The sequence below is a fragment of the Catenulispora pinistramenti genome (genome assembly GCF_018274385.1).
In the GTDB taxonomy this organism is placed as follows: domain Bacteria; phylum Actinomycetota; class Actinomycetes; order Streptomycetales; family Catenulisporaceae; genus Catenulispora; species Catenulispora pinistramenti.
In genome coordinates, this window is the sequence record NZ_JAAFYZ010000007.1 from 84,134 (window position 1) to 109,712 (window position 25,579).

Consider the following 25,579-nt stretch of genomic DNA (forward strand, 5'->3'; position numbering starts at 1 on the left):
ATCTAGCATCGCATGCGCCATCACGCTGTAGCAGCAGCTAAGAAGAAACTATGAAGGACAAGATTGACTGAAGTGTAGATACCTTCACACATAGCGTCTTCCCGCACCCGGGCCGCCGGCCAGTACACCCCCGACCTCGCCTCGGCGGGCCTGAACACGCGGCTGAGCCGATTCCCGAGGTTCGCCATGATCCTGACGCGCTGCTCGTGTTCGTTCTTGGCACGGAAGCCGTCTCGCCCGGACCGCTGGGGTGCGGTCCGGGCGAGTGGGTGCGGTGCTTGTCAGCGCCTACAGGGCGTAGACCTGGAATTGGTACAGAGAGTAGCCCCAGCCGGTGGCGCGTTGGACTCCTTGCATCCGCACGTAGCGGGCAGAGGTGACCGGGAAGCTATCGATTTCCTGGCCGCCGTGGCCGGTGGTCGTGGTGTAGACGGTGCGCCAGTTGGTGCCGTCATCGGAGACCTCGATGTTGTAGGCCTTGCCGTAGGCGGCTTGCCAGTTCAGCATCACGCGGCCGATCTGCTGGACCGAACCGAGGTCCACCTGCAGCCATTCGTTGTCGTGCCAGTTGCTGGCCCAGCGGTTGGCGCCGTTGCCCGTGACGGCGTTTTGCGCGGGGTAGCCGAGCTGGATGCTGGAGGCGGTCGCAGTGCCCGCGGCCGCCAGGTCGGAGACGTTCGCGCCGCGGTGTGCCGGGTACTGCACGACCTGCTGGAAGGTCGGGCGGTTCTGCCAGTTGCTCTGGTCGTCGGTGATGCCGCCCAGCGGGTGCTGCTGGATGGAGTCGGCGCACCACTGGTCGCCGGCCGAGCAGACCGAGTCCGCCGGGTAGACGGTGGCCGCCGGGGTGGCGATCGCGGAAGACAGCGCCGACAGCAGAGCGGTGCGGCACGCGGTCAGGTTGCCGCCGCCGCAGTAGCTCTGCGCCAACGGGCCCTGAACCGATTCGCCGAGGACGCTGCGCAGGTCCTTGTCGACGTAGGAATACCAGCCGAGCTCATACGACGAGCCGCTGTGGCCGCCGCCGTTCGGCGATTGGTCGAGCGGCTGCACAGCCTTCATCGCGTTGTACAGGTCGGTGCCCATGCCCGGCTGGAATTCGGCTTGGAGCAGCAGCGGCCACCAGGCGTCCATGATGCGGATGGCGTCGGAGTCGGCGTAGGTCTTGCTGCCGGCCGTGGTCTCCTTGCGCTGGGCGCCGTCGGCCAGCCAGGTCTTCAGCTCGGCCACGGCGGCGGCCTGCGTCGGATCCGTCGGCGTACCGATCACCTGCAACAACTCCGGCAGCAGCTTCTCCCCGCGCAGGTCGGTCAGCGCCGCATCCTCCATCACCTGGGTCAGGTTGGCCCGGGTCACCTTGGTGCCGGAGTTGATCAGGCCCTTGACACGGTCATCGAGCAGGTTGCTGCGGTAGATCGAACCGTCACCGAAAGTGGAGACCGAGTAGTCCTGCGCGATCTTGTTGTTCCAGGACACGTAATAGTCCTGGTCGATGGAGTTCGGATGCGCCGCAAACGGCGTGTTGGCGACCGTGTTCGTACTCGGATCCCAATTCAGCCACTGGTGCGCGGCATCGGCGGTGATCGGCAGGTTCGGGTCGTCCTGGGCCGGGCGCGTCGGGTTCAGACCCGAGTTGTAGTAGGCCGTGTGCTGGGAGTCGACGTAGAACCAGTTGAACGTGTAGGAGACGTTCGAGGCCGCCTGCTGGAACCCGGCCGGACCGGTCACCACGCTCGGGTCGTTGAACATCTGGAAGCCGACGATCGTGTCGACCTCATGCTGGTACGTCGAACGCAACGCGGTGTACGCGACGGGTTTGCCGCCGATGGTCGCGCGTGCTTGGACGATCCCGAAGTTGGTTCTGAAAGCGATGAGTTTGTACGAGCCGACCGGTGTGCTGTCGGCGAGGGTCGGGCTCCAGGAGTCGTCCCGCTCGATCTGCTGCATCGGCGTGCACACACCGTTGTACAGATAGGCGTCGGAGTCCTTGGTCGCCGGCGTGCCATCGGTATTGCACAACGTCACAGCGAACGTGTCGATCATGTCCTGGCCGGCCGAGGTGGCACTCCAGGAGTAGTCCGCACCGCGGCCCAGCTCGACATAGAAGTTCAGACCCGCGAAGGCCGCACCCCGGGCACTGATACCAGGACCCTGAATCTCCTCCAACATCAGCAGCTGCGGAGCGAAGTAACCGGTCTGCGGGCCGAACACGGCCACCGGATTCCCGGTGTCAGTGTACTGACCCGAGACCACCAGCGCGTTGGACATGCCACGCTTGGTCTGAAGCAGGTCGGCGGGCAGCACGCCGTTTGCCATCGAGTTCGCCTGCTTGGCCAGGGCTGGATCGGCCTTGAGGTTGGCGTTGGACGTCGCCGACTTGACCGCGGCCGAACCGGTCGCCGTCGTCGAAGTCTTCGCGGAGGCACTGGTGCTGGACGCGGCCGAGCCGGTCGGGTCGAAGACCATTTGCTGCGGGGTGACCGAGCCCGGGTCCGGCATCGCCACCCCGGAGGCGTTCGCCGGGCTGCCGTTGAACGGGAACGACTGGCCGTCATGCAGCGTCAGGTCCGCCTCGGGGTCGTTCTCCTCCCGGAAGGAGTTCCAGACCGCGTCACCCTGAGCGGTCCCGTACTTGGCCTCGGCCGCCTCCTTCACCAGCGCGGAGGCGACCTGATTGCCGCCGCCGGAACCGAACAACGCGCCGATCACAGTGCCGATCGCCACCAGGTCGGTGGGCTGGAAATCCTGGATGCCGGCGCCGGTGTAGACAGCGGCGTTGCCGGTGAGGTCGTACTCACCCGGGAAGACGTGGCCGGCCTTGGCGTCGGAGATGTACTGGTTCAGCCCGGCGATGTAGTCGGACACGTCCTGGTAGGCCTGCGCGCCGCGCGGTCCGCTGTTCTTCACGCGGTCGATCTGCGCCTGCAGATCGGGTTCGGTGTAGGCACCGTTGAGATAGAGGGCCTGTTCCAACTGCCGGTTACCGGCCGCGCCACCGGCGAACCCGCTGAGCTCGCCCCGGCCCAGATGCCGGAACACGTCCATCATCCACAGCCGGTCCTGCCCGGCGGCGTATCCGGCCCCGTATTCGGTACCGGCCCGCGTGGTCCCGTAGATGTGCGGGATGTCCTCGGTGTCCCGGGTGATGGTGACATCGGTACGCCCACCGGGGTTCAGGGTGCTGGTGACCTGGTTGGCCGGAACGCCGAACGAGGAGTCGTTGAAGAAGTTGCCCAACGTGCTATTGGTCAGGCCCTTATAGCCATCGACCAGACTCGCGTACTTGCCGAGCTGGTCATCAGTGTTGGCCGGCCGGTTCCCAGTGGCCTTGAACCACGCGATCTGCGTCGCCGTGGCGCTGCCGTTCTCCCCCGGCGGCAGGATGTCGTTGCACTGACCCAAGCAGTCGTCGGCGACACCGGACGCGGCGATCGTGGCCGGTTTCGCAGGCGCCGCCGAAGCCGACAGCGCGGGCACCGCAACGGCCCCACCCACCGCCAACACGGTCAGCGCCGCAGCTATCGTTCGGGCACGGATATGCATGCTCGTTCTCCATTTCGAGGATGTCACGGCGCTACCTGCCTCGAAGCCTAGGAAAACGCGGCCAGGACCGGTCCTGGAAGGTTCCAGGATTGACGCCCCCCCGCCGACGGAAATCAGCGGACTTATTCTGTTGGCTCTGCGCAGGGCCAGCTGAAAGGCTCCCCGCATGGCGATGCTGATTCTGACCGTCGGCCTACAGGGCGCGGGAAAGACCACGCGGGCCCGGCAGTTGGCCGCGAAACTGAACGCGCTGCGACTCACCCCGGATGAGTGGATGATCCCGCTCTTCGGAGAGCCGGAGGCGGACGGAAAACGTGACGTCCTGGAGGGACAGCTGCTGAAGCTCGCACTTGAGGCACTGCGGCTGGGGACCGCCGTCGTCCTGGACTTCGGCTGCTGGTCACGCGATGAGCGCTACGCGATCCGGCATTTGGTGGAGGATGCAGGCGGCTCGTTCGAACTCGCCTACCTGCCCGTGGACGAAAAGACCCAACGGGACCGGGTCGCCCACCGGCAAGCGACCGCACCGCACGAGACGTTCCCGATGTCCGACCAGGAGTTGGCCGACGCGAGGGCCTTCTTCCAGGAACCCGATGACGCCGAACTCTCCACCGGGGAGATCATCGATCCGCCAAAGGGCTGGCAGACCTGGAGTGAATGGGCAGCCGACCGGTGGCCGTCGTTCGGCGACGACCACCGTCCGCCCGCTCCCGCCTGACACCCCGCGCGGAACGCCGCCGACCGTCGCCGAACACGCCGTCACGGCTTCCGGCTACGCGGGTGCTTCGAGGTATTTCTCGAGCAGAGCACGCTCCTCGGCGGTGAGCCGCCTGGGACGGCCGGCGTCGTGGTTGAACGGCGCGATGACGGTCGAGGCTGTGGCGAAGAGCTTGTCGCCGTCCTTGACCTGGTAGTCGATGGTGACCATGGCGGCCTGGAGCTGTGTCACCCAGGTCTGCACGTCGACCGGCCGGTCGCGATAGACGAGCGGCTGCTTGTAGTCGATCGTGTGGCGGATGACGACCGGGTCGCCACGGAACAAGGGGTTCTCGTCGTCGACGATCGCCAGAGGCGCCAGGAGGTCGCGCCGCGCTTCTTCCAGATAGCGCAGGTAGGCCACGTTGTTGATGACGCCGTACATGTCCATGTCGGCCCAGCGCAGCGGGCAGCGATAAAGGTGTCGGGCCACGGCTATCGGGCTCCTTCTTCGATCGGGTCCGGCCGGCCGGGGCCGGTCAGCTCGTTGTAGGCGGTCATGTAGTCGTCAGCGGCGATGGGTGCGCGAAGCAACTGCGGCGACAGCTGGAATCCGTTGATGAGCATCGGGATCCGCGGTCGCAGGGTTTCGCAGAGCTCGTCGGCGGCGGCCGGAATCGCCTCGACCTGAGCGGCGTCGAGTACGCCTCGCGCGAGGTACCATCCGGCGTCACGCTGGATCTCGTCGAGACCGTAGAGTGCCGCGAGCGACCGCAACGCCTGGCTCACCGCGGTGGTTCGAGCGTCGTCGGCCGCGGCCAGGGCACACTCCAGCGCCGCTGCGACACCTTCGAGGCGGGCCATCGCCAAGGCGTTGTTGACATTGCGGTTCCAGGAATCGAAGTACGGCTCCCGCCGATCGGCGTCCATCGCCTTGCGTACCGCCTGCCGAAGCCAGTGCACCCGGTATCGGAGGCATTCCAGGTGCAGGGCCGGATCCCGGATGTCGCGGCCTCGCGGATCCGGTGCCTGTGCCTGTGCCTGTGGTGCGAGTCCGCCGCCGGGCCGGGCGACCTGTCGGCCCGCGGTGGCGGCCAGCAGCACCTGGCTGTCGCCTTCGGCGGTGACCGCGCTCTGCAGGAAGATCCCGTAGTCGGCGATCCGGTTGACGCTGAACATGCCTTGCGCACCGCACCGTTCGCGGCACACGGCCGCGACGTCGCTCATCTCCCAGGTCGTCAGCGCCTTGGTGATGGAGATCAGGGTATTGAGATCGGCGTCGACGACACCGCGCCGATCGACGTACTCGCGCTTGGCCCGGTTCACCAAGAAGGTCATGGCATAGACCTTCGCCAGCGCGGTGAACAGGGGCAACTGGTGGCTGCGGTATTCGATGACCGGCATGTCGTTACGGCCGGGAGCGTTGGTCACCCGCTGGAGCGCGTAACGCAGCGCGATATAGACGCTGGCTCGGCCGAGTGAGACCGAAGCGGCGGACACGCAGATCCGGCCCGGCTGGTTGCGGCTCATGGCCCGCAGGAAGCGCGTGCGCGGATTGGCGACGGACGGATGGAACACGCCGTCCTCGGTGAACTCGCCCATGTCCCCGGTGAGCAGACTCCGCCGCGGGATACGAATATGGTCGAACCAGGTCAGACCGTTGTCCAGACCCATCGCGGGCTTCTCCGGGCACAGCGCGGCCCGGACACCCTCGGCCGGGCCGTCCGGGCCGCTGATCCTGACCACGAACGGGAAGACACCGTAGTCCTGGCCGGCCGACTTCAGGCGGGCCAGGACGACGGCGAGCTTCGGGATGTCGGTGAACCCGCTGTAGGGCATGTGTTTTTGGGCCGGCACATCCGGCGTGTTCAGCACGAAGGTGTTCGTCCGGCCGTCGTAGACAGCCTCGGTCCGCAGCGCCGCGACGTTGTTGCCGTAGCCGAGTTCGGTGGCCATGTAGGGGCCGAACGAGCTGAGGCTGTCCAGTTCCTCGATGTAGTCGGCCAAGTCCTCACGGCCGGCGCTGTGCTCGATCAGCGTGCCGAAGCAGAGGTTGTAGTGGACGGCCAGCACGGGGAAGGTCGAGATGTCCAGCAACGTGGTCCACTCGGTGAGAGCGAACAGGCGCCGCGGGTCGCGAAGCACGTCGGCGGGCCGTTCCAACCGGCCGTGCACGAACCGGCTACGCCGGTAGGCCAGCCGGCCGGCCTGGTTCAACGTCAGGTCGCGGTGGTGATCGAAGATCGGGTCGAACAGCAGCGCCCTGATGTCTTCGTGCACGCCGGCATACGTTCCGTCGTACACGAGCCGAGTCAGATCCGCGCTGTCGGGATCGGGGTCCGGCCCGGCCGGGGACGCGGACGCGGACGCGGGCCGCTGATCCGTATCGGAGGTCATCGGTCTTCCCTTCGCAGTGTTCGCCGTCGGATCACGCGGTGATCAGGAGCGTGGCGTTCTGGCCACCGAATCCGAAGGAATTGCTCATCACCACGTCCACCGGGCCGTACCGGGCACCGGTATGGACGAGGTCGACCGCCATGACCGGGTCCGGCCTGGTCAGATTCGCGGTGGGCGGAATGACGCCGTCCAGGATCGCGAGCACCGCGTACGCGGCCTCGATCGCACCGGCCGCGCCGAGCGGATGGCCGGTGACGCCCTTGGTGGAACTCACCGCGACATCCGGGCCGAGTACCGCGTGGATCGCTTTCGCCTCGACCGAGTCGTTGAGCGGGGTGGAAGTCCCGTGCGCGTTGACGTAGTCGACGTCGCCGGCGCCCAGCCCGGCGTCGGCGAGGGCGTTTCGCATGGCCAGCTTCGCACCGCGGCCTTCGGGATGCGGAGAGGTGACGTGATGGGCGTCAGCGGAGGCGCCGAAACCGGCGATCCGCGCAAGGGGCCTGGCTCCTCGCTGACGGGCGTGTTCTTCGGACTCCAGGATGAGCACGCCGGCGCCTTCGGCGAGCAGCATGCCGTCGCGGTCGACGTCGAAGGGCCGGGATGCGGTTCCCGCGTCATCGGTCCGCCTCGACAAGGCGCCCATCCGAAACAGCGCCGATATATACATCGGGGTGATGCAGGCATCCGCTCCGCCCGCGATCACGATGTCCGCCGCGCCGGTGCGCAGCAAGTCCCGGCCGATACCGATAGCCGTCGCACCGGACGCGCACGCGGTGCTGGGGGCCAGGCACGGGCCCTGCGCACCGAACTCGATGGCGATCTGGCCCGCGGCCATGTTGGCCAGGCCCATCGGCAGCGTCAGCGGGGAGACCCGATTCGGCCCGCCGCGACGCATTCTGACGATCTGTTCTTCCATCGTCGCCGCGCCGCCGGATCCCGATCCGAGCACCACGGCCACGCGGGAGCTGTCCGGCCAAGCGTCCGGATCCAATCCGGCTCTCGTCAGGGCCTCATGGGCCGCTGTGACGGCGAACTGGGTGAAGGGGTCGAACTGCCAGCCGCGCCGCAGCCCGGGGGTACCAGGCGGGAAGTCCGGCACGCAGCAGGCCATGCTCAGGGCGCAGTCGGCGAGCTCAGCGTGGATCGCGGCGGTCGGAATCCCGGCGACGACACGCTTCCAGTTCTCGGACACTCCTATCCCCGCCGGAGTGACCAGCCCGATACCGGTGACCACAGCGGTGTTAGCCGACGTGGTCGCTCCGCCGCCCCCAATGGAATCGGCCATGTGCCTGGCGTCCCTCCTCGATGAAGTCCTGGGGCAACGATGCACGGCGCTCATCGCCGCGGGCCAATACGTGCCCTGATAGCCGATGGCTATGGGATAACCGATGGCTATGGCCAGCTGCCTTGGACAGTCGCCACGACACGACCTGAGTCTGGTGAGCGCCCCTGGAGCGTCGGGGGACGCCGGATCACCCGGCTCGAGCTCCTTTCACCTAGGAGGCCTGTGGTGAAGATCGAGGGAATCGACCATGTCGAGTTCTATGTCGGGGACGTATTTCAGACTGCTTTCTTTCTCCGTACCGCGTTCGGGTTCAGAACCTGCGGCCGAGGTGGCCCCGAAACCGGGTTGGCCGGTCAGCGATCGATGCTGTTGGGCCAGGGCGATATCCGGATCTTGTTGACCGCCGGCCTCAGCGCGGATCATCCGGCCGCACAGTACGTGAGCCGCCACGGGGACGGCGTCGCTGTCGTCGCATTGGAAACGAGCGATGCGGCACTGGCCTTCTCGGAGGCGGTCGAGGCCGGCTCGACCGCCGCCGAGCAGCCCGCCGAACAGTTCGCCGGCGCACTGGTGACCGCGGCGGTTTCCGGATTCGGTGACGTCGGCTACCGATTCGTGACCCGTGACGGCTCCGGCGAGCGCTTCCTGCCCGGGTTGACGCCGGTGGACGCCACGGGACCGGACCCGAGCGGTGACACCTTGACGGCGCTGGATCACCTGGCGGTGTGCCTGCCGTCCGGCTCTCTGACGGACACCGTCGACTACCACCGGGATGTGCTCGGGTTCTCGCGGATCTTCGAGGAACACATCGAGGTGGGCGGCCAGGCAATGAATTCGCAAGTGGTCCAGAGCACATCAGGCAAGGTCACCTTCACCCTGATCGAGCCGGACACCAGCCTGCGGCCCGGCCAGATCGACGAGTTCCTCCAAGCCCACGGGGGCGCGGGCGTACAGCATCTGGCCTTCCTCACCCAGGACATCCTCTCGGCGGTGCCGCGGTTGCGGAACCAGGGTGTGGAGTTCCTAGAAACGCCGGACAGCTATTACGACCGCCTGCCCGAACGGCTCGGCGACCTCGGCCTGCCGATCGAAGCGCTGCGCGAAACCGATGTCCTCGCCGACCGGGATTCCTGGGGCCACATCTTCCAGATATTCACCCGGTCCATGCACACCCGCCGCACGCTTTTCTTCGAACTCATCGACCGCCATGGTGCGCAGACCTTCGGCAGCGGAAACATCAAAGCACTCTACGAGGCGGTCGCGCGCAAGTAAGCCCTCTCATCAAAGAGGCATCGAATTCGTGCAGGCTCATCAAGCATCGGCCATGGCCGGAAAAGGGGGGACACGTGTCGATGGACACATTCGCCGTGGTGGGAGAGGAGCATCTGCTGCCCACCGACGATGAGGTCGCAAGCTACCTGCGACGCGGCTGGTACCTGTCCCGCAAGCTGTTCTCGGACGACGAGATCGACGCCTTGGTCGAGGCTAGCGAGCGGTTCTACTCCGGGCAGCGTGACCGGGAGCTGCCGGCCCGTCCCCGCCGTCTTGCCGACTGGCGGCCCGCGGATGGTGAAGTCCAGCGCCACAACGACTACATCCACTACCTGAGTGACGACATCGGACGGATCCTGCGCAAGCCGATCATCGGCGCGGTGGCCGCACGCCTTGCCGAAGCAGAGGAGATCCGGGTGTTCCAGTCGACTCTGATCTACAAGCCGCCGCTGCCCGACGAGCGAACCAACGTGGTGCCGTGGCACTTCGACAAGCACTACTGGCGGACCTGTACCTCCGATCGGATGCTCACCGCGTTCATTCCCTTCCACGACTGCGATGTGCGGATGGGCACGCTCACCACGGTCGACGGCAGCCATCGGTGGAAGGAGGTCGGCGACGACGCCAGCACCGCCCAGCACTTCGCCCAGCGGGATCACGGGGACCTGGAACGGCGCCTGGCCGAGAACGCCGAGTTCAACAACGCCGAGGTTCACAAGACACCGATGATCATCCCGAAGGGCCACATGAGTTTCCACCACTGCCGCACCTATCACGGCAGTGGCTCCAACCTTGCCGACCGGCCGCGCCGGGCCATCTCCCTGCACCTGCAGGATGGAGAGAACGCCTACCAGTCGTTCCGCCAACCGGACGGCACGATGGTCGAGTACAACCACGACGCGGTGGTGCGCAGGACCGAACGCGGCCTTCCGGACTATGCGGACCCTGACTTCTGCCCCGTCCTGTGGCGCTTTCATCACTGAGCGGATTTCCGATCCTGACACACGCAAACGAGGAGACGAAGTGAGCAAGACGTACGACACAGTGGTGGGCGTTCTGTCGGAACGGTTCAACATCGCACCCGAGACGGTCACTCCGGCATCGACCTTCGACGATCTGGCACTGGACTCCCTCACGCTGCTGGAACTGGTCGACGCTCTCACCGACTCCCTCGGCGTCGAGATCACCGACGACGAGCTCGCCGAGATGTCGGGGCTACCGGACATCGTCGCGAAGCTTCAGGAGAAGGGACTGGCGGTCTAACCGCCCGTGGACGGCGTGAGGATCGCGGCAGCGGCCTGGACGCACGCCATCGTGAAGTTGCGGACTTCCGGACGCTGGTCGTCGTGCCGCCAGGCCACGGCCAGCTGGCACTCGGTCAGATCCGGCACCGCGCTGAAAGCGATCCCGGGCCTGGCGTATACCGCCGCGTCGCCGGCCGGCAGCAAACGCACGCCCAACCCGGCCGCGATGGCCTCGAACGACTCGTCGGGGTTCGCGGCCTCCAACGCGATGTGCGGCGGCTTGCCGGCGCGCTCGCAGCCGGCCAGCCAGAACTCCCGGGCCGCACCCGCCGATCTCGGCAACGCGATGAACGGCTCGTCCAGCAGCGCCGCGAAGTCCACCGCGACCTGATCAGCCAGGTGGTGTCCACTGGGCAGCGCCACCCAGCGCGGTTCGCTCAACAGGATCCGGGTCCGCACGCCGGCCGGAACCGGCATCCAGACCAGCGCGACATCGACGTTCCTCTTCAGCAGGCCGGCGCACGGCTCGGTCCAGCCGCACAACTTCAGTTCGACGCGCCAGTCCGGCTGCAGCCGCGAGAAACGTTCGAGCAGTGCCGGGTAGAGCCCCCGCCCGATGCTGCTCTGTAGACCGACGCGGAGCACCCGCCGTTCGCTCGCTCCGGCGGCGAGTACCCCAGGAGAAGCGTCGTCCCACCTTTCGAGTGTCCGCCGGGCCACGGGCAGCAGCACGGCGCCGGCGGCCGTCAACGCGGTTCCCTGCGAGTCCCTGCGTAACAAGGTGACCCGCATGGTCAGCTCGAGTTGGCGGATCTGCTTGCTCAGGGCCGGCTGCGACATGTAGAGCAGCTCGGCCGCACGGGTGAAGCTCAGTTCCTCGGCGACGGTGACGAAATAGCGCAGATCCCGGAGGTGCACGTCCATTGAGCGACCGTATGCGAACGCCCATCCCCGACTACGTCATCGGAGGACATGAATAGCCAACGCGTATCGATGGAGGCCTCGTTCTTCTCAATGGATATCCGATCCTAGCTGGCCGTGTACGGATGCTTACAGCAAGAGATCGGGCGCCGCGGTTATCGCGATCGCTATAGCGACGGCCGTCGTGGATTCCCCGCGCCGCTGTAGCCTCTGAAACAAAGCCGACCCGACCTTCTGTCGCGCTATTTCCCACTCTCTTCCGATCCACACTCCCGGTAGGTAATCAGTCATGCCTCTGAACCCGTCATTCACCGGTCGCAGCTATCCGCCGACAGAGCCGTATGAGGTCGGACGCGAGAAGATCCGCGAATTCGCGGACGCCATCGGTGCCGGTCACCCCGCCTACCGCGATCAGAGCGCCGCCCGCGCGTCGGGCCATCCGGACATCGTCGCCCCGCCGACGTTCCCGATCGTGCTGAGCATGCGTGCGAACCGCCTGGTCCTCGACGATCCCGAGCTCGGTATCGACGAGGGCCGGGTGGTCCACGGCGAACAGAAGTTCCGCTACTTCCGCCCGGTGTACGCCGGCGACACTCTCGTGTGCCGGGCCGGCATCGAGGAGCTCACCGCGAGGGGCGGACACGAGTTCCTGCTCATCCGCACCGACGTCGCCACAACTCAGGACGAGCCCGTCGTGACGGTCTGGTCGCGCCTGGTCGTCCGCGGAGAGAAGTGATCATGGACAAGGACACCGAACTGCCAGAACGCAGCTTCCGGATCACCCGTGCCGATCTGGTCAGGTACGCCGGAGCCTCCGGTGACTTCAACCCGATCCACTGGCACGACCGGACGGCCGCGGAAAACGACCTGCCGGGGGTCATCGCGCACGGCATGTTCACGATGGCGCTGGCCGCGCAGGCGCTGGTGGACTGGACCGGCGATCCCGCGGGGCTGGTCGAGTACGAGGTTCGTTTCAGCAAGCCCGTCGCAGTGCCCGACGACGAGATCGGCGCCGAAGTAGTCGTATCAGGGGTCATACAGAGCCCGACTGCCGAAGGCCGCACCCGGATCGAGATCTCCGCGACCTGCGCCGGGCAACGGGTCCTGGGCCGGGGCTCCGGCGCCGTGACCCGCAACGGGTGATCCCGGCACACCGATCGCTGTCTTTCGACATTGGAGAAGGAGTCAGCCCATGGCGGCAGACGAGTACGACGTGATAGTCGTCGGCGGAGGTCCGGCCGGATCAACGGTGGGCAGCGTGCTCACCCGTGCCGGCCACAGCGTCCTGCTCTTTGAGAAGGAGCAGTTCCCGCGCGATCACGTCGGCGAGTCCATGCTCCCCTTCTGCTATCCGCTCTTCGACGACTTGGGCGTCCGCGACGAACTGGCAAGGACTTTCGTCCGCAAGCCCGGCGTCCGGTTCGTCGACCGGGAAGGCGCCGTATTCACCAACTGGTGTTTCAGCCACGTCATCAAGGACGAGTCGTTCCTGTCCTTCCATGTGGACCGGGCGAGCCTGGACACGATCCTGCTGAACAACGCGCGTCGTCTCGGGGTGGAGGCACGGGAGGGGCACCGGGTCACCGGCGTCGGCCTGGACCAGCCTGACCACGTCACCGTCCGCACCCGTGACAACGACGGCACCGAGGCCGAACACCGGGCCCGGTTCCTGGTGGACGCGAGCGGGCGGGACGCCTTCGTCGGCACCAAGTTCGGCTGGCGCGAACCGCGGCCCGAACTGGATCGCACAGCCGTCTGGTCGCACTTCACCGGGGTACGGATGGCCGGTGGGCTGGAAGAGGGCGCGTCGGTAATCGTCTACATCGGAGAGGAGAAGAAGGGCTGGATCTGGATCTTCCCCCTGGGCCCCGATCGGATCACCGCCGGAGTGGTCATGCAGAACTCGTACCTGCGCCGGCGGCGTGCCGAGCTGCTGGAGGAGGGCGATGACGACTGGAAGACAGCGATGCTCCATGACGAGCTGAGGGCTTCGCCGTTCGTCACGGATCTGTTGGAAGGCACGACGCAGGCGCTGCCCACCATGGTGGACGGCGACTACTCCTACGAGGTGCGGAACCATCACGGCCGGAACTACGCGATGATCGGTGACGCCCGGGGTTTCATCGATCCGATCTTCTCCAGCGGAGTGTTCCTGTCGATGAAGACCGCGTATCTCGTTGGGGAAGCGGTGCATCGGCATCTGCTGGATCCGGCTCGCGACGGCGATGTTGGCGGCGAGGGCTGGGGCGAGGGCTCCGCGCTGACGAAAGCCTATGAAGCCGTCGACGGCGCCTACAACCTGGTCCACCGAATGATCCGGCTGTTCTACGATCCGCATGCGGTGACCTGGGCTGCGATCGGCGCGGAGAAGCAGGTGCACAAGGCGCACGAGAGCGCTATGGCGGTCGGCCACTACATGCTCGCCGGGGACTTCTTCGAGAACCACGACAAGTACAACAGGTTCTTCGCCCTGCTTGAGGACCGCCGAGGTTTCGAAAGATTCCGCGAGCACGTCGTCGAGCGGCCGGAATTCCAGGATTCATCCTGCCGGCTGCCGTGGGAGGTCGCGTTCGGCAGGCGCCTGGAACGATTCAGCCCGGAAGAGGCGCTGGGCTTCAATCCGGAACCGGTGACCGTCGGCGGAGACTCCGAGGCGGACCATGGTGCCGACGCACCCTGACACCCTTTCGGCGGAAGCCGGCCTGCCACCCCCGCTTGGCGGGGACAGCATGCAGATCTTCCTGCTCGCGCTCGCCACGCTGCTGGTGGCCGCGGTTCTGCTGGGACGGCTCGCAGGCCGGCTGGGGCTGCCTGCGATCGTCGGTGAACTCCTCGCCGGCGTGCTGCTCGGACCGTCGGTGCTCGGCCACCTCTCACCATGGGTGAGCGCGCGGCTCTTCCCGCAGGTTCCGCAGCAGACCCGGCTGCTCGACGCGGTCTCCCAATTCGCCGTTCTGCTGTTCGTGGGTGTCGCCGGCACACATGTGGACCTGGACGTGATCCGCAGACGGCGCCAGGCGGTCGCGAAAGTCGGTCTCATCGGCCTGGTCACGCCGCTCGTGCTGGGAACGCTTCTGGGCTTGCTCGTCCCTCATCGGATGCTGGCGGCGGGAACCGGCCAAGCCAGGTTCGCGGTGTTCCTCGGGATCGCGCTGTGTGCCAGTGCGCTTCCGGTGATCGCCAGGACGCTGAGCGACATCAAGCTGCTCGATCACGAAACAGGGCAGCTGATCCTCGCCTCCGGCCTGCTCAGCGACGCCGTCGGCTGGTTCCTGCTGTCGATCGTCTCAGCCACGGCCACTGCCGGGTTCCGTGCCGGTCAGGTGGCTTTGCCGTTGCTCGGGGCCGCAGGTTTCCTGCTGGTCGCGATCGTCGTCGGCCGGCCCGGGATCAGGTGGATCCTCGAGCACGCCGCACAGGCCGAGCACGCGGCCCCGGCGAGCGCCGCGGCGGTCGCGGTCATCCTGGTCGGCGCCGCCATCAGCCAGGCGATTCACATGGAAGGAGTTTTCGGCGCCTTCGCAGTCGGCGTCCTGCTGGGGTCTTCCGGTCGGTCGACGTCAGCCCGGCTGGAACCGCTGAACGAGATCGCGATGTCAGTCCTGGCACCGGTGTTCCTGGCCACTGCCGGACTGCGCGTTGACATCGGTGCCCTGATGGACCCGGTGGTCCTGCTCGTCGCCCTCACCGTGCTGGCCGCCGCGATCGTCGGCAAGTTCAGCGGGGCCTATACCGGGGCCCGACTCAGCCGTCTGAGTCATTGGGAGGGCGTGGCGCTGGGGACCGGCCTCAACTCGCGAGGCGTCGTCGAAGTGGTCATCGCATCCGTCGGGCTGCAACTGGGTATTCTGACTGCCAGCACTTATACCGTCATCGTGTTGGTCGCCATCTTCACCTCCGTGATGACCCCGCCCTTGCTGAAATCCGCCGTGGCGAGGATGGAGGGCGAGGCCGCCGTGCGGGTGGTCCTGATCGACGAACGTGTGGCCGACGCTGCGAAATGACGAAGGTGCCCCCGTCCTGCCAGGCGGGGGCACCTTCGTCATTCGGTGTTCTAAGAACCTTCGGCCGGTCTGGCAGCGGCCAAGGCCTTGCCGAGAACGTCCTCGGCATCGGCCACGGTGCGGATACCGGCGAGCTGCTCGACGGTCAGATCGACGGGCAGCCCGTAGCGTTGCTCGACGCAGTGCGCCAGCCAGGCGATCTCCATGGAGTCGACCATCTCGGAGCGCTCCTCGTCGTCCCGCCCGGTCAGGCCGGCCAGCATATCGATCAGGTCTGCTCGGGCCAGAACGGGCTTTTCCGCGCGTATGTCATCGCTCATAGCTACTCCAAGGTGAGATCGGGCTTCTGCTCCGAGCCAACGTCTTCAGGGTTAATGTCTTCAGGGTCAACACGTCTTCAGGGTCAACACGTCTTCAGGCTGATCCACCGGGCGAGGCGGCGCTGGACGCCTGGCGCAGCACCGAGGGATCGCGCACCACCTTGCCCGTGGCCGTCCGCGGCAACCGGTCGAGGATGCGCACTCTGCGCGGCATCTTGTAGCGGGCCAGTCGCTTCCCCAGCGCCTGGTTGAAGGCATCGACCGTCAGATCGCCGACCGGCTGCACATACGCGGTGATCTCCCCGTCGTGGACCACTACCACCGCCGCCACACCGGGCACGGCCGTGATCGCCCACTCGACCTCGGTCAGGTCGATCTTCAGACCCCCGACCGAGACCTGCGAGTCCAACCGGCCCCGCACCGTCACCAGCCCCGAGCCCGGGTCGACGCCGCCGGCGTCCCGGGTACGCAACCAACCGTCAGACCACCGGGGATTCTCCGAGTCGCCGACGTAGGGAGAGGCTGGGCAGCTCACCCACAACTCGCCCCCGACTTCGCGAATCTGCATGCCGGGAGCGGGTCTGACGCCGGGCCGGTGACGGCCGTGCAGATCGGTGGCGATGACACCGGTCTCTGTCATGCCGTACATGTTGCCCAGCGGGACGCCGAACCGGTCCTCGAAGGTGCCGGCGGTCACGGCGGGAACAGGTTCGCCGCCGATCGTCATCCGCCGGAGCTGCCGGAGCTGCGGCCTGGGGTCGGTTGAGGTCAGCAGTCCGACGTGGAAGGGCACTCCCAGCACCGTCGCCGGCGTATCGTGCGCCGACAGGGCACGGAAGACGGCCTCACCGCTGAGCCGACTCGGCGGCTGCAACTCCACCCCGGTGTGCAGCCCGAACAGCAGACCCCCGACCAGGCCGAGCACGTGGACCACCGAGGGCAGCAGGATCAGCCGCTCGCCAGGGGCCGGAACCCCGTCGATACGGGTGTAGCGCCGCACTTCAGCCGTCAGGTCGGCCGCGCCGCGACCGATCACTTTCGACGGACCGGTCGAACCCGAGCTGAGTTGGATCACAGCATGCTGCGATCCCGCCAGATCGGTGCCGAGCCGGACGAGTTCTTCCTCGACGTCGAAGAAGACCTGCAGCGCCGCGCCGCCGGTACGCCGGGCGCGTACCAACACCTGCGGCCTCAGACGCGATAGCGCCTGATCGGCTTCGTAGTCGGTCAGGCGGTGATCGAGGAGTACGGCCTGGGCACCGGCTCGCCACACAGCGAGCAGATTGACCAGGTAGGCAACCGATGGCGGGAGCCGCAGCGCCGCGGCGCCACCCGGCCGTAGCCCGGCTTCGACAAGCCGGGACTGCCGCTCGATCACCAGCCGACGCAGCCCCGCCCGGTCGATGGGTTCGGGCAGCCGCAGGCAGATCTGCCCCGCCGGGCCTTTCAGCAGGAATTCGTCCACCCAGTCCGCGGTCGGCAACCCTGCCGGATCGGTGGCTGACAGCCTCATTCATGCCCCCATGGATCGACTGACGGCTCCTCCTAAGAGTCTGAGCTCCCCCGTTCGATCCCGGCCAATATCCGTCGCCATAGCCGCGAGCTATCCGCGGTGGGCCATCCGCCGTGGGCTGTCCGCGGTCGTCTAGGCGGACATCGCCTTCCGGGCTACTTCGATGAAGTCCTGGACCAGAGGCGAGGGATCATTGGCACGCCAGGCCAAAGCCAGTGTGGAGAACGAGAGGTCGGTGATCGGGACGAAGCGGACGTTCGGGCGCGCGTAGAAGCGCCCGACGGATGCATGGGTGATGGAGATCGCCAGCCCGGCGGCGACGATGGTCAGCATCTCCTCGACCGAGGCGGCTGTCTCATCGCTCAGGACCACCGGCCGGCCGCCGCGCCGATCGTCCCCCCGCCAGTACGCGCGCCACACCGGCGAGACCTCGTCGGGCGACCGGACGAACGTCTCGTCGGCGAGCTCGGCGAAGGCGATCGACCGACGCGCGGCCAGCGCGTGTCCCGAAGGCAGAACGGCGACCCGGGGCTCGGTGCCGAGGGCAACGGTTGTCAGTCCAGCCAATTCCTCAGGCGCGTAGGGCGGCCGGATGAAGCCGACGTCCACACCACCGGTGCGCACCTGCGAGACGTGGTCCACGAAGGTCAGCGCCCGCAGCTGCACGACGGCCTCCGGACGCCGCGCCTTGAAGTCCGCGAGGATCGTGGACGTGTTCTCCGCGGCCGCCTGAGCCAGGAAGCCGACAGCCAGAACCGGACCGTCGCCGAGGGCTATCGATTGAGCCGTCTGGACAGCGCGGTCCGCCGCGGCCACCGTACGCAGCGCCTCAGTCAAGAAAGCCGCACCGGCCGGAGTCAGCACCACCGACCGGCTGCTGCGGCTGAACAACTCAATGCCGAGTTGCCGCTCGAGCTGCCTGATCTGCTGACTCAGCGCCGGCTGCGCGATGTGCAACCGCTCGGCGGCCCGTCTGAAGTGCAGCTCTTCCGCGAGTACGATCAAGGAGCGAAGACTCTTCAGTTCCATCTGCGACTTCTCCCGTTGACGAACGACGCGCTATCAACCCCGGTGGGTGTCTCAGGCCTCAGACTCCAATGTGCCGCGGCCGGCCGCTGTCGGGCAAAGACGTCCAAGGCCGAAGATGGAACGGATCAGATCCCGCCTCGCCGGCCCCTATCTGCTCTCCACCCGCTTGGTAACTGCGGCTATGTCGGCTTCGAACTCAGCCAAGGTCGCCGTCGTGGTGTAGCCGAGGGCATGGTTGATGCTGATCATGTGGGCGTTGTCCTGGGCCGTGTGGGTGGATATGGTCGCGATCGCGGGCCGTTCGGCGGTCAGCCAGCGCAACATAGCGCCCTTGACGGCGAGGCCGAGGCCATGGCCTCGAAAGTCGGCCGCGACGGCGGTGTCCCCCTGGCCGGCCCAGTCGGGCTTACTGGCGAACAGCTGGATCTCAGTGATGGCGGCTACCCGGCCACTGGATTCCTGCACGGCCACAACGACACGATTCTCGACGTTCCGCGCCCGCAGGTCCGCTTCATGGGCGCGGACGCGCTCGGGTGTCCAGTCCTCGAACTCGATCGTCGAATCCCCGATCGGCGCGTCCAAGATGGCGGAACGACCGCGCGCGTACTGCTCAAGCAGCTCTTCAGGGGCTCCGCCGATCCAGCGCTCCAGCCGGAATCCGTCGGAGACAGGGCGTTGCCATAGGCCCGGGGCGGCTTCGGGGACGTTCAGGATCTGGCGGACATACGCGTGGGTTTGGGCGAAGCCCATCTCCCTGGCCCACAGGTCACCGGAGGCGTCGGCTTTGACACCCTCCCCGACCACGACGGTCCGTCCGCGGGCACGCAGGGCCGGGAGGATCACCCGCAACAGCGCGGTGCCTATGCCCTGGCGCCGCCATGTCGGCGTCACGATGACTCGCACGGTGGCCATGTGGCGGTTCTCGAGTTCCGGGTAGGCCGCGTAGGCACTGCCGATGATGCGGCCGTCCTCCCGCGCTACCCAACGCTCTTTCGGTCTCGTCGCCGCCTCGGGTTGGCGCGTCTGCGTGACGTACTCCTCGAGCGTCGGCAGCGACTGTCGGGGATGGTCCAGTCCCATGACGGCCGTCATCACCCCATAATGCTCGGCGAAATCAGCGTCAGAGGCCGAAAACGGATCGAACAGGCTGATCTCCACAGGCATGATGAGCTCCCCTTCTCGCAAGACGTGTCGAGCCACGCCAAGGTGGCTGCCGCGATCATAACGAGGGCGAGACCGAACAAGCACATCAGAATACTGATAGCGGAACAGCGTCGAGTCCAGACGGGATCAGGGCGCCTCGTCGTCGTCCCGGCTCGTCACTCCGAGCAGGCCGGACTCCTGCCGCAGCCATTCAGTGACGAACAGGTCCGATCATCCGGGCCGCGAGCGCACGGCATCGACCGAGCATGTTCGGGCGGCCCAGCATCTCGATGACGACGCTCCTCAGGGTATTCACTTGTTCCTCTCAGTCCGTATTGGACTCGGAAATACGGATCTGGGGTTGATCTGCGGTTCTGCGAAGTTGACCGGCGCTTGCGACCCAGTCTCCGCGCCCAGCGCATCGCGATAGCGGCCGCGGCGGCCGCTCAGTGCAATGACTTGGCTGGACCCCGACCTGCGACCGCTGATGACAAATCCGGCACTGGCCATTATAAAGCCCGGGTAGAGACCGATCTCTGGCCGTGGGCTCGCGATGTAGTGAACTGATTCGTACACTTGGGGCCGGCAACGAACTACCAGAACGGGGGGTTTGCTCGTGGCGCGTCCAACGGGGTGGGACATTCTGGGGTTGGATGGGGATCCGACGCCGGGTGTGGTGGAATCGGTACAGGCTTTGGCGAAGCAGTTCGGGGACTTCGCCCACGATGTGGAGTCGGCTTCTCGGAGCCTGAACTCGTTCGGCTCAGACGCCGCGGCGATGCAGTGGATAGGCAAGACCGCTGATGCCTTCAAAGCACAATACGGCCCGCTACCAGGTCGCCTGCAAAAGCTGTACACGTCCTACTCCGAGGCCTCCGACGCCTTGTCGGCCTACTGGCCGGCGCTGCAGGCAGCACAGAACAAAGCCGACAGCGCACTACGCCAAGCACAAGACGCCAACGCCGATCTGCAACGCGCGAGCGTCAACGCCACCAACACCGCCAACGACCTGAAAACCACCCAACAGAACCACGCCGCCAACCCCAACCCACAAGCCGTCACCGACGCCCAAAACGCACACACCACCGCACAGAACAACCTGACCAACGCCAAAGCGACAATGGCCGCACTCACCAAACAAGCCAACGACGCCTACAACGACCGCATCACCGCCGCCACCGCCTGCGGCCACGCCATCGGCAAAGCCCAAAGCGACGGCATCCACAACCAATCCTGGTGGCACCACCTCGGACAAGAACTCTCCGACATCGGCGGCGAAATCGCCGACATAGCCAACGAGATCGCCCCCATCCTCGACATCATCGCCCTGGCCACCTCCTGGATCCCCGGCCTGGACGTCATCACCGCCGGCCTGGCCGAAGCCGACAACATCATCGCCCTCGTCGGCACCGGCATGCAGATCGCCGGCGACGCCATGCAAGGCCACTGGGGCGACGCCTTGCTGGGTGTCGGCATGCTCGGCCTGCAATTCGCCGGCGGCAAAGTCCTGGGCAAGCTCGGAGGCGAGGCCGAGGACGAAGCCGGGGCCTTGGGCCGCGATGCCGAGAACGACGTCGGCAGTGAAGCCCGCACCGCCGAGGGCAGCACTGTGGCGGTCAAGGACGGCGACCCGGTCGACGTGGTGTCCGGGTGGATGCTCACCGAGGCCACCGACGTCGATCTGCCCGGCGTGCTGCCCCTGATACTGCGCCGCTCCTACGCTTCCGGGTACGAGACCGGCCGGCTGTTCGGCCCCGGCTGGTCCTCGACGCTGGACCAGCGGCTGGCCGTGAACGAGGCCGGCGTCCACTTCGTCGGCGACGACTCCGAGCGCCTGGACTACCCGCTCCCCCTCGGCGACACCGAGGTGCTGCCCGAACGCGGCCGGCGCTGGCCATTGGTATGGGACCGGCACAGTGACGAGCTGCGGATCACGGACCCGTGGTCGGGCCGCACGCACCACTTCTCGCAGGTGCACTACCAGGACGAGTCCGGGCAGATCAGGGACCTGACGGCGATCACCGACCGCAACGGCAACACGATCCGCGTCGTGCGCGACGAGCGGGGCACGCCGCGCATGGTGGAGCACCCGGGCTACCGGATCGCCGTGGACACCACCGACACCGCGGCCGGCCCACGCGTCAGCGCCCTGCGACTGCTCGACGACGCGGCGGGACCGGACTCCGGTCCGGGCACGGAGCTTCGCCGGTTCGGCTACGACCAGCGCGGCCGCCTCAGCGAAGTCGTGAACTCCTCCGGACAGCCTTTCCGCTACGAGTGGGACGAGCAGAACCGGATCACGGCGTGGGAAGACCGCTCCGGCTACCGCTACACCTACTTCTATGACGCCCTCGGCCGGGTGGTCCGGGGCGAGGGCGGCTTCCAGTCCGGGGCCTTCGCCTACGACCCGGCGAACCGGACCACCGTGGCGACGGACTCGCTCGGATATCAGACCACGTACTACTACGACGAGTACGGCCACGTCTGCGCCGAGCGCGACCCGCTGGGCAACACCACGCTCACCGAGACCGACCGCTACGGCCGGGTCCTGTCCCGGACCGACGCGATCGGCGTGACCACCGGCTACGAGTGGGACGAGCGCGGCGACCTGCGCCGGGTCGTGGCCGGCGACGGCGGCGTGACCGCCATGGACTACAACGGCCTGCACCAGTCGGTCCGGGTCACGCGCCCCGACGGCGCGGTGTGGCACCGCGAGTACGACCGGCGCGGCAACCTGACCGCCCTCACCGATCCGACCGGTGCCGTGACGCGGTACCAGCACTCTGACACCGGTGCGCTGGCGGCGGCCACCGACGCGCTGGGGGCCACCACCGCCCTGGAGTCCGACGCGGCCGGCCTGACCTCGCTGGTCCGGGACGCCACCGACAGCGTGACCAGGAACGTGCGCGACGCCGCCGGCCGGGTGGTCGCCCTGATCGATCCGCTGGGTGCGGTGACGGCGTTCACCTGGGACGCCGACGGTCGGCCGCTGACCCGCACCGGCCCGGACGGGGCCCGCGCGCAGTGGGAGTACGACGCCTGCGGCCGGCTGGTGAAGGCTGTCAGCCCGCTCGGCGCGGCCACCGTCTACGAGCCCGGTCCGCTGGGCACCGTGCGCTCCAGCGTCCGCCCCGACGGCGTCCGCCACACCTTCGCCTACGACACCGAGCTGCGGCTGACCGGGGTGACGAGCGCCGCCGGCGCGACGTGGGACTTCGCCTACGACCCGGCCGGGCGCCTGGTCGGCGAGACCGACTTCATCGGCCGGGCGATGGGCTATGAGTACGACGCCGCCGGGCAGCTGACCGCGCGGATCACCGGCACCGGCGAGCGGATCGCGCTGGACCGGGACGCCGCCGGCCGCGTCACCGGGCGCCACACCCCGGAAGGCGAATTCGCCTACTCATACGATCCGGCCGGCCGGCTCCTGCGGGCCACCGGGCCGGGCACGGTGCTGGAGTACGAACGCGACGAGCTCGGACGGGTGCTCGCCGAGACGATCGACGGCCGCACGCTGCGCCACCGCTACGACGCCGTCGGCCGCCGGACGGGCCGGACCACCGGATCAGGGGTCGAATCCGAGTGGGCCTACGACGCCGCCGGAGGGGCGCTGGCCCTGCACGCCGGGGCGAGCCGGCTGGAGTTCACCCTCGACGCCGCCGGCCGGGAGATCAGCCGGACGTTCGGCGCGCACGCACAGCTGGTCCAGGAGTTCGACGCCGCCGGACGGCCGGTTTCGCAGCGCGTGGGCGTCGGCGCGGACTCCGAGCGGACCACGCTCAGCCGCTCGTGGACCTGGCGGGCCGACGGCGTGCCCGAGGAGATCACAGACAGCCTGCGCGGGACGCGGCGCATCGTCTCCGACGCCTCGGGCCGGCCCACGGCCGTGACCGCCGAGGGCTGGAACGAGACCTACGCGTACGACGCCTTCGGCAACGTCACTTCGGGCCCTGATTCCGCCGAGCCGACCATCGCCGCCAGGACCCTGATCCGCCAGGCCGGCCGCACCCGGTACGACTACGACGCGGCGGGCCGCCTCACCAGCGCCGTCCGCCGCACCCTGGACGGCCGGCAGAGGGTGTGGACCTACACCTGGGACTCGCAGGACCGCCTGATCCAGGCCGACACCCCGGACCAGGGCACCTGGCGCTACAGCTATGATCCCAACGGCCGCCGCACCGGCAAGCACCGCCTCGGCCCCGACGGCTCCGTCACCGAGCAGACCCTGTTCACCTGGGACGGCTCAAGCGTCGCCGAACAGTGGAGCCCGCGCCCGGACGGCGGCGCGGTGACCCTGACCTGGGACTACGACCCCGGCAGCTTCCGCCCCGCGGCCCAGCGCCGGCGCACCTGGGTGGACGACGCCGGCCGGGGCGAGATCGACGAGGCCTTCCACGCCATCGTCACCGACCTGGTCGGCACCCCCACCGAACTGCTGGACCCCGACGGCCGCGTCGCCTGGCACACCAACACCACGCTGTGGGGCCGCACGATCCAGACCAGCGCCGAGGCCGGCGTGACCTGCCCGCTGCGGTTCCCGGGGCAGTACCACGACGACGAAACAGGGCTCTACTACAACCTGTTCCGCTACTACAGCCCGGACAGTGCGGCCTATCTCACGCCGGACCCGCTGGGGCTGGCACCCGCGCCCAACGACCACGGGTACGTCAACAATCCCCTGACGTACTCCGACCCCTTCGGCCTCTACGAGGACGCGCTGGGCAACGAGATCGAGATGGGCGACGACATCTCGGACTACCACCACACCCCCGGTGAGGTGCACGAACAGATCCTCAACGTGATCAACCACATGGACGAGCACGGGGAACGGCCACCGGGGGTGCTCTCCGGCGGCGAAGGCGAAGCCGGGACCTATCGCGGCCACGGCATGCCCAAGGAAGCGCAGCAGCCACGTGGCTACTGGCGCGAGTCGGACATCTTCGCGTCCGAAACCGCGGCGGACCGGCAGTCCACGGGGCGCCTGGTGTTCGGGGAAAAGGGTGAGGTCTGGTTTACTCCTCACTACAAGCCGGGAAGTTGGACGAAATTGAGAGGCGCGATCCGTTGACCGAAGACAAGTGGCTGCGGATCCGCAAAGCACCGAAGGACACCGACGATCCTTGGGTCATCGCCGCGCGCCGGAGACTGGACCGCGGCAGCGAGATCATTCCGCTGTTGGTGGACCTGGACGAGTCGGTGCCTTTCATCGATTCCGTGGATGCCCCCGGCGCCTTAGACGGCTTCCGTGCACTGCGGTGCGAGGTAAAGGAGCTCGACGTCCGGGGTATGGATGAGCGGACACTACTCCGGGAATTGGGCGTCCTCTACGGCTTTCCCGAGGACTACGAGCCGAACTGGTCTTCCTACAACGACTGCTACGTGGATTTCCTCGAAGCCGGCGATACGCCGGTCGTTATGGCGATCCGCGGATTCGGCGCGTGGCGGGAGAACGACTTCAGGCTGTTCATTCGGACCGTATACGAGTTGGAAGCGGCCACGGAGGGATTCAGGCGGGATGCGGGTGCGGTCATCCCCCGCAGAGTCGTGAACCTGTACATCGGCGATTGGGACTAGGCACCGTGATCGAGGACAAGTGGCTGAAGGTCCAGAACGCACCGCAGGACTCTGACGATCCGTACGTCATCGGCGCGCGCCGGAGAATGGAGTACTCCGGCCGGCTCGCCCCGGCGTTGACGCCGTTGGGGAAGCGGCCGTGGTTCGTCGACTCCGCGGACGCGCCCGGCGTCCTGGCCGAGCTCCGTGCGCTGGACTGCGAGATCAAGGAGCTCGACGCCCGGGGCATGGATGAGGAGGCGCTGCTCACGGAGGTGGGCGTCCTCTACGGCTTTGCGGAGGGCTACGGCGAGAGCTGGGGCGCGTACAACGACTGCTATCCGGGGTTCGCCGAGGCCGGGGACGTGCCGGTCGTCCTGGCGATCAGCGGGTTCGACGAGTGGAACCGGAACGAGTTCAGACGGTTCTTCCAGACTGTTTACAACTTGGAGTCGACCACGGAGTTGTTCGCCGGCTCCCACCAGATCGTCGCGCGGACTGTCGTGAATCTTTACATTGGGGACTGGAACTAGGGGGGTTTGCTCGTGGCGCGTCCAACGGGGTGGGACATTCTGGGGTTGGATGGGGATCCGACGCCGGGTGTGGTGGAATCGGTACAGGCTTTGGCGAAGCAGTTCGGGGACTTCGCCCACGATGTG

20 protein-coding genes are annotated in these 25,579 nt (G+C 67.3%); 11 read left to right on the top strand and 9 right to left on the bottom strand.

Going from position 1 to position 25,579, the window contains the following annotated elements; translation table 11 throughout:
• Positions 1-288: 288 nt before the first annotated feature.
• Positions 289-3,543, bottom strand: coding sequence for a penicillin acylase family protein (locus tag KGQ19_RS03425; protein ID WP_212007564.1), 3,255 nt, complete (start codon positions 3,541-3,543; stop codon positions 289-291).
• 166 nt (positions 3,544-3,709) lie between these two features.
• Here KGQ19_RS03425 and KGQ19_RS03430 point away from each other — a divergent pair, with 166 nt between their 5' ends.
• Complete coding sequence (locus KGQ19_RS03430; protein ID WP_212007565.1) at positions 3,710-4,261, top strand: P-loop nucleotide/nucleoside kinase family protein; 552 nt, start codon at positions 3,710-3,712, stop codon at positions 4,259-4,261.
• A gap of 54 nt (positions 4,262-4,315) precedes the next feature.
• Here KGQ19_RS03430 and KGQ19_RS03435 read toward each other — a convergent pair whose 3' ends face one another.
• The 3 genes from KGQ19_RS03435 to KGQ19_RS03445 are packed head-to-tail and all read right to left on the bottom strand — an operon-like array spanning position 4,316 to position 7,921.
• Positions 4,316-4,732: an acyl-CoA thioesterase gene (locus KGQ19_RS03435; RefSeq protein WP_212007566.1), complete on the bottom strand. Its 417-nt coding sequence runs from the start codon at positions 4,730-4,732 to the stop codon at positions 4,316-4,318.
• Positions 4,733-4,734: 2 nt separating this feature from the next.
• Entirely contained in the window at positions 4,735-6,636 is a 1,902-nt protein-coding gene (locus tag KGQ19_RS03440) for an acyl-CoA dehydrogenase family protein (protein WP_212007567.1), read from the bottom strand.
• Between the two features lie 31 nt (positions 6,637-6,667).
• A complete protein-coding gene (locus tag KGQ19_RS03445) occupies positions 6,668-7,921 on the bottom strand; it encodes a beta-ketoacyl-[acyl-carrier-protein] synthase family protein (protein WP_212007568.1) in 1,254 nt (417 codons plus the stop codon).
• 225 nt (positions 7,922-8,146) lie between these two features.
• On the opposite strand from KGQ19_RS03445, the gene hppD reads away from it, so the two are divergent.
• The 3 genes from hppD to KGQ19_RS03460 all read left to right on the top strand — a co-directional run bounded on the left by hppD (position 8,147) and on the right by KGQ19_RS03460 (position 10,456).
• Entirely contained in the window at positions 8,147-9,193 is a 1,047-nt protein-coding gene (hppD, locus tag KGQ19_RS03450; RefSeq protein WP_212007569.1) for a 4-hydroxyphenylpyruvate dioxygenase, read from the top strand.
• An 80-nt stretch (positions 9,194-9,273) separates the two neighbouring features.
• On the top strand, positions 9,274-10,176 hold the full coding sequence (locus KGQ19_RS03455; RefSeq protein ID WP_212007587.1) for a phytanoyl-CoA dioxygenase family protein: 903 nt from the start codon (positions 9,274-9,276) through the stop codon (positions 10,174-10,176).
• 40 nt (positions 10,177-10,216) lie between these two features.
• Complete coding sequence (locus tag KGQ19_RS03460) at positions 10,217-10,456, top strand: acyl carrier protein (RefSeq protein WP_212007570.1); 240 nt, start codon at positions 10,217-10,219, stop codon at positions 10,454-10,456.
• On the opposite strand, the gene KGQ19_RS03465 is transcribed toward KGQ19_RS03460, so the two are convergent.
• The gene (locus tag KGQ19_RS03465) at positions 10,453-11,361 is read right to left on the bottom strand and encodes a LysR family transcriptional regulator (RefSeq protein WP_212007571.1); all 909 of its coding nucleotides are present in this window, start codon (positions 11,359-11,361) and stop codon (positions 10,453-10,455) included. The two genes, KGQ19_RS03460 and KGQ19_RS03465, sit on opposite strands and share 4 nt — an antisense overlap.
• Before the next feature lie 286 nt (positions 11,362-11,647).
• Between KGQ19_RS03465 and KGQ19_RS03470 the strand changes: the two genes are divergently transcribed.
• The 4 genes from KGQ19_RS03470 to KGQ19_RS03485 are packed head-to-tail and all read left to right on the top strand — an operon-like array spanning position 11,648 to position 15,362.
• The gene (locus tag KGQ19_RS03470; RefSeq protein WP_212007572.1) at positions 11,648-12,094 is read left to right on the top strand and encodes a MaoC family dehydratase N-terminal domain-containing protein; all 447 of its coding nucleotides are present in this window, start codon (positions 11,648-11,650) and stop codon (positions 12,092-12,094) included.
• Between the two features lie 2 nt (positions 12,095-12,096).
• Positions 12,097-12,501 (top strand): MaoC/PaaZ C-terminal domain-containing protein, encoded by a 405-nt coding sequence (locus KGQ19_RS03475; protein WP_212007573.1) that lies wholly within the window; start codon positions 12,097-12,099, stop codon positions 12,499-12,501.
• 49 nt (positions 12,502-12,550) lie between these two features.
• Positions 12,551-14,038 (top strand): NAD(P)/FAD-dependent oxidoreductase, encoded by a 1,488-nt coding sequence (locus KGQ19_RS03480; protein ID WP_212007574.1) that lies wholly within the window; start codon positions 12,551-12,553, stop codon positions 14,036-14,038.
• Between the two features lie 49 nt (positions 14,039-14,087).
• Positions 14,088-15,362 carry a cation:proton antiporter gene (locus tag KGQ19_RS03485; protein WP_212007575.1) on the top strand — a complete coding sequence of 425 codons (1,275 nt, stop codon included), beginning with the start codon at positions 14,088-14,090 and terminating at the stop codon, positions 15,360-15,362.
• 50 nt (positions 15,363-15,412) lie between these two features.
• Here the strand turns inward: KGQ19_RS03485 and KGQ19_RS03490 are convergent, their stop codons facing one another.
• From KGQ19_RS03490 to KGQ19_RS03505, 4 genes are all read right to left on the bottom strand, one after another.
• On the bottom strand, positions 15,413-15,682 hold the full coding sequence (locus KGQ19_RS03490; protein WP_212007576.1) for a hypothetical protein: 270 nt from the start codon (positions 15,680-15,682) through the stop codon (positions 15,413-15,415).
• A gap of 94 nt (positions 15,683-15,776) precedes the next feature.
• The gene (locus KGQ19_RS03495; protein ID WP_212007577.1) at positions 15,777-17,195 is read right to left on the bottom strand and encodes a class I adenylate-forming enzyme family protein; all 1,419 of its coding nucleotides are present in this window, start codon (positions 17,193-17,195) and stop codon (positions 15,777-15,779) included.
• A gap of 132 nt (positions 17,196-17,327) precedes the next feature.
• Positions 17,328-18,224 (bottom strand): LysR family transcriptional regulator, encoded by an 897-nt coding sequence (locus KGQ19_RS03500; protein ID WP_268907686.1) that lies wholly within the window; start codon positions 18,222-18,224, stop codon positions 17,328-17,330.
• Positions 18,225-18,371: 147 nt separating this feature from the next.
• Positions 18,372-19,388: a GNAT family N-acetyltransferase gene (locus KGQ19_RS03505; protein ID WP_212007579.1), complete on the bottom strand. Its 1,017-nt coding sequence runs from the start codon at positions 19,386-19,388 to the stop codon at positions 18,372-18,374.
• 655 nt (positions 19,389-20,043) lie between these two features.
• Between KGQ19_RS03505 and KGQ19_RS03510 the strand changes: the two genes are divergently transcribed.
• The 3 genes from KGQ19_RS03510 to KGQ19_RS03520 are packed head-to-tail and all read left to right on the top strand — an operon-like array spanning position 20,044 to position 25,453.
• Positions 20,044-24,435 carry a DUF6531 domain-containing protein gene (locus KGQ19_RS03510; protein WP_307856337.1) on the top strand — a complete coding sequence of 1,464 codons (4,392 nt, stop codon included), beginning with the start codon at positions 20,044-20,046 and terminating at the stop codon, positions 24,433-24,435.
• Positions 24,432-24,941, top strand: coding sequence for a hypothetical protein (locus tag KGQ19_RS03515; protein WP_212007581.1), 510 nt, complete (start codon positions 24,432-24,434; stop codon positions 24,939-24,941). The genes KGQ19_RS03510 and KGQ19_RS03515 overlap by 4 nt, the downstream gene beginning before the upstream one ends.
• A gap of 5 nt (positions 24,942-24,946) precedes the next feature.
• A complete protein-coding gene (locus KGQ19_RS03520; protein WP_212007582.1) occupies positions 24,947-25,453 on the top strand; it encodes a hypothetical protein in 507 nt (168 codons plus the stop codon).
• Positions 25,454-25,579: the final 126 nt, after the last annotated feature.

Bases quoted from the DNA above. Each gene is read 5' to 3' on its own strand.
- KGQ19_RS03480 (WP_212007574.1), top strand. From the start codon at position 12,551: ATGGCGGCAGACGAGTACGACGTGATAGTCGTCGGCGGAGGTCCGGCC.
- KGQ19_RS03505 (WP_212007579.1), bottom strand. From the start codon at position 19,388: ATGCCTGTGGAGATCAGCCTGTTCGATCCGTTTTCGGCCTCTGACGCT.
- KGQ19_RS03425 (WP_212007564.1), bottom strand. From the start codon at position 3,543: ATGCATATCCGTGCCCGAACGATAGCTGCGGCGCTGACCGTGTTGGCG.
- KGQ19_RS03440 (WP_212007567.1), bottom strand. From the start codon at position 6,636: ATGACCTCCGATACGGATCAGCGGCCCGCGTCCGCGTCCGCGTCCCCG.
- KGQ19_RS03470 (WP_212007572.1), top strand. From the start codon at position 11,648: ATGCCTCTGAACCCGTCATTCACCGGTCGCAGCTATCCGCCGACAGAG.
- KGQ19_RS03455 (WP_212007587.1), top strand. From the start codon at position 9,274: ATGGACACATTCGCCGTGGTGGGAGAGGAGCATCTGCTGCCCACCGAC.
- KGQ19_RS03500 (WP_268907686.1), bottom strand. From the start codon at position 18,224: ATGGAACTGAAGAGTCTTCGCTCCTTGATCGTACTCGCGGAAGAGCTG.
- KGQ19_RS03475 (WP_212007573.1), top strand. From the start codon at position 12,097: ATGGACAAGGACACCGAACTGCCAGAACGCAGCTTCCGGATCACCCGT.
- KGQ19_RS03430 (WP_212007565.1), top strand. From the start codon at position 3,710: ATGGCGATGCTGATTCTGACCGTCGGCCTACAGGGCGCGGGAAAGACC.
- KGQ19_RS03495 (WP_212007577.1), bottom strand. From the start codon at position 17,195: ATGAGGCTGTCAGCCACCGATCCGGCAGGGTTGCCGACCGCGGACTGG.
- KGQ19_RS03465 (WP_212007571.1), bottom strand. From the start codon at position 11,361: ATGGACGTGCACCTCCGGGATCTGCGCTATTTCGTCACCGTCGCCGAG.
- KGQ19_RS03485 (WP_212007575.1), top strand. From the start codon at position 14,088: ATGCAGATCTTCCTGCTCGCGCTCGCCACGCTGCTGGTGGCCGCGGTT.
- KGQ19_RS03445 (WP_212007568.1), bottom strand. From the start codon at position 7,921: ATGGCCGATTCCATTGGGGGCGGCGGAGCGACCACGTCGGCTAACACC.
- KGQ19_RS03490 (WP_212007576.1), bottom strand. From the start codon at position 15,682: ATGAGCGATGACATACGCGCGGAAAAGCCCGTTCTGGCCCGAGCAGAC.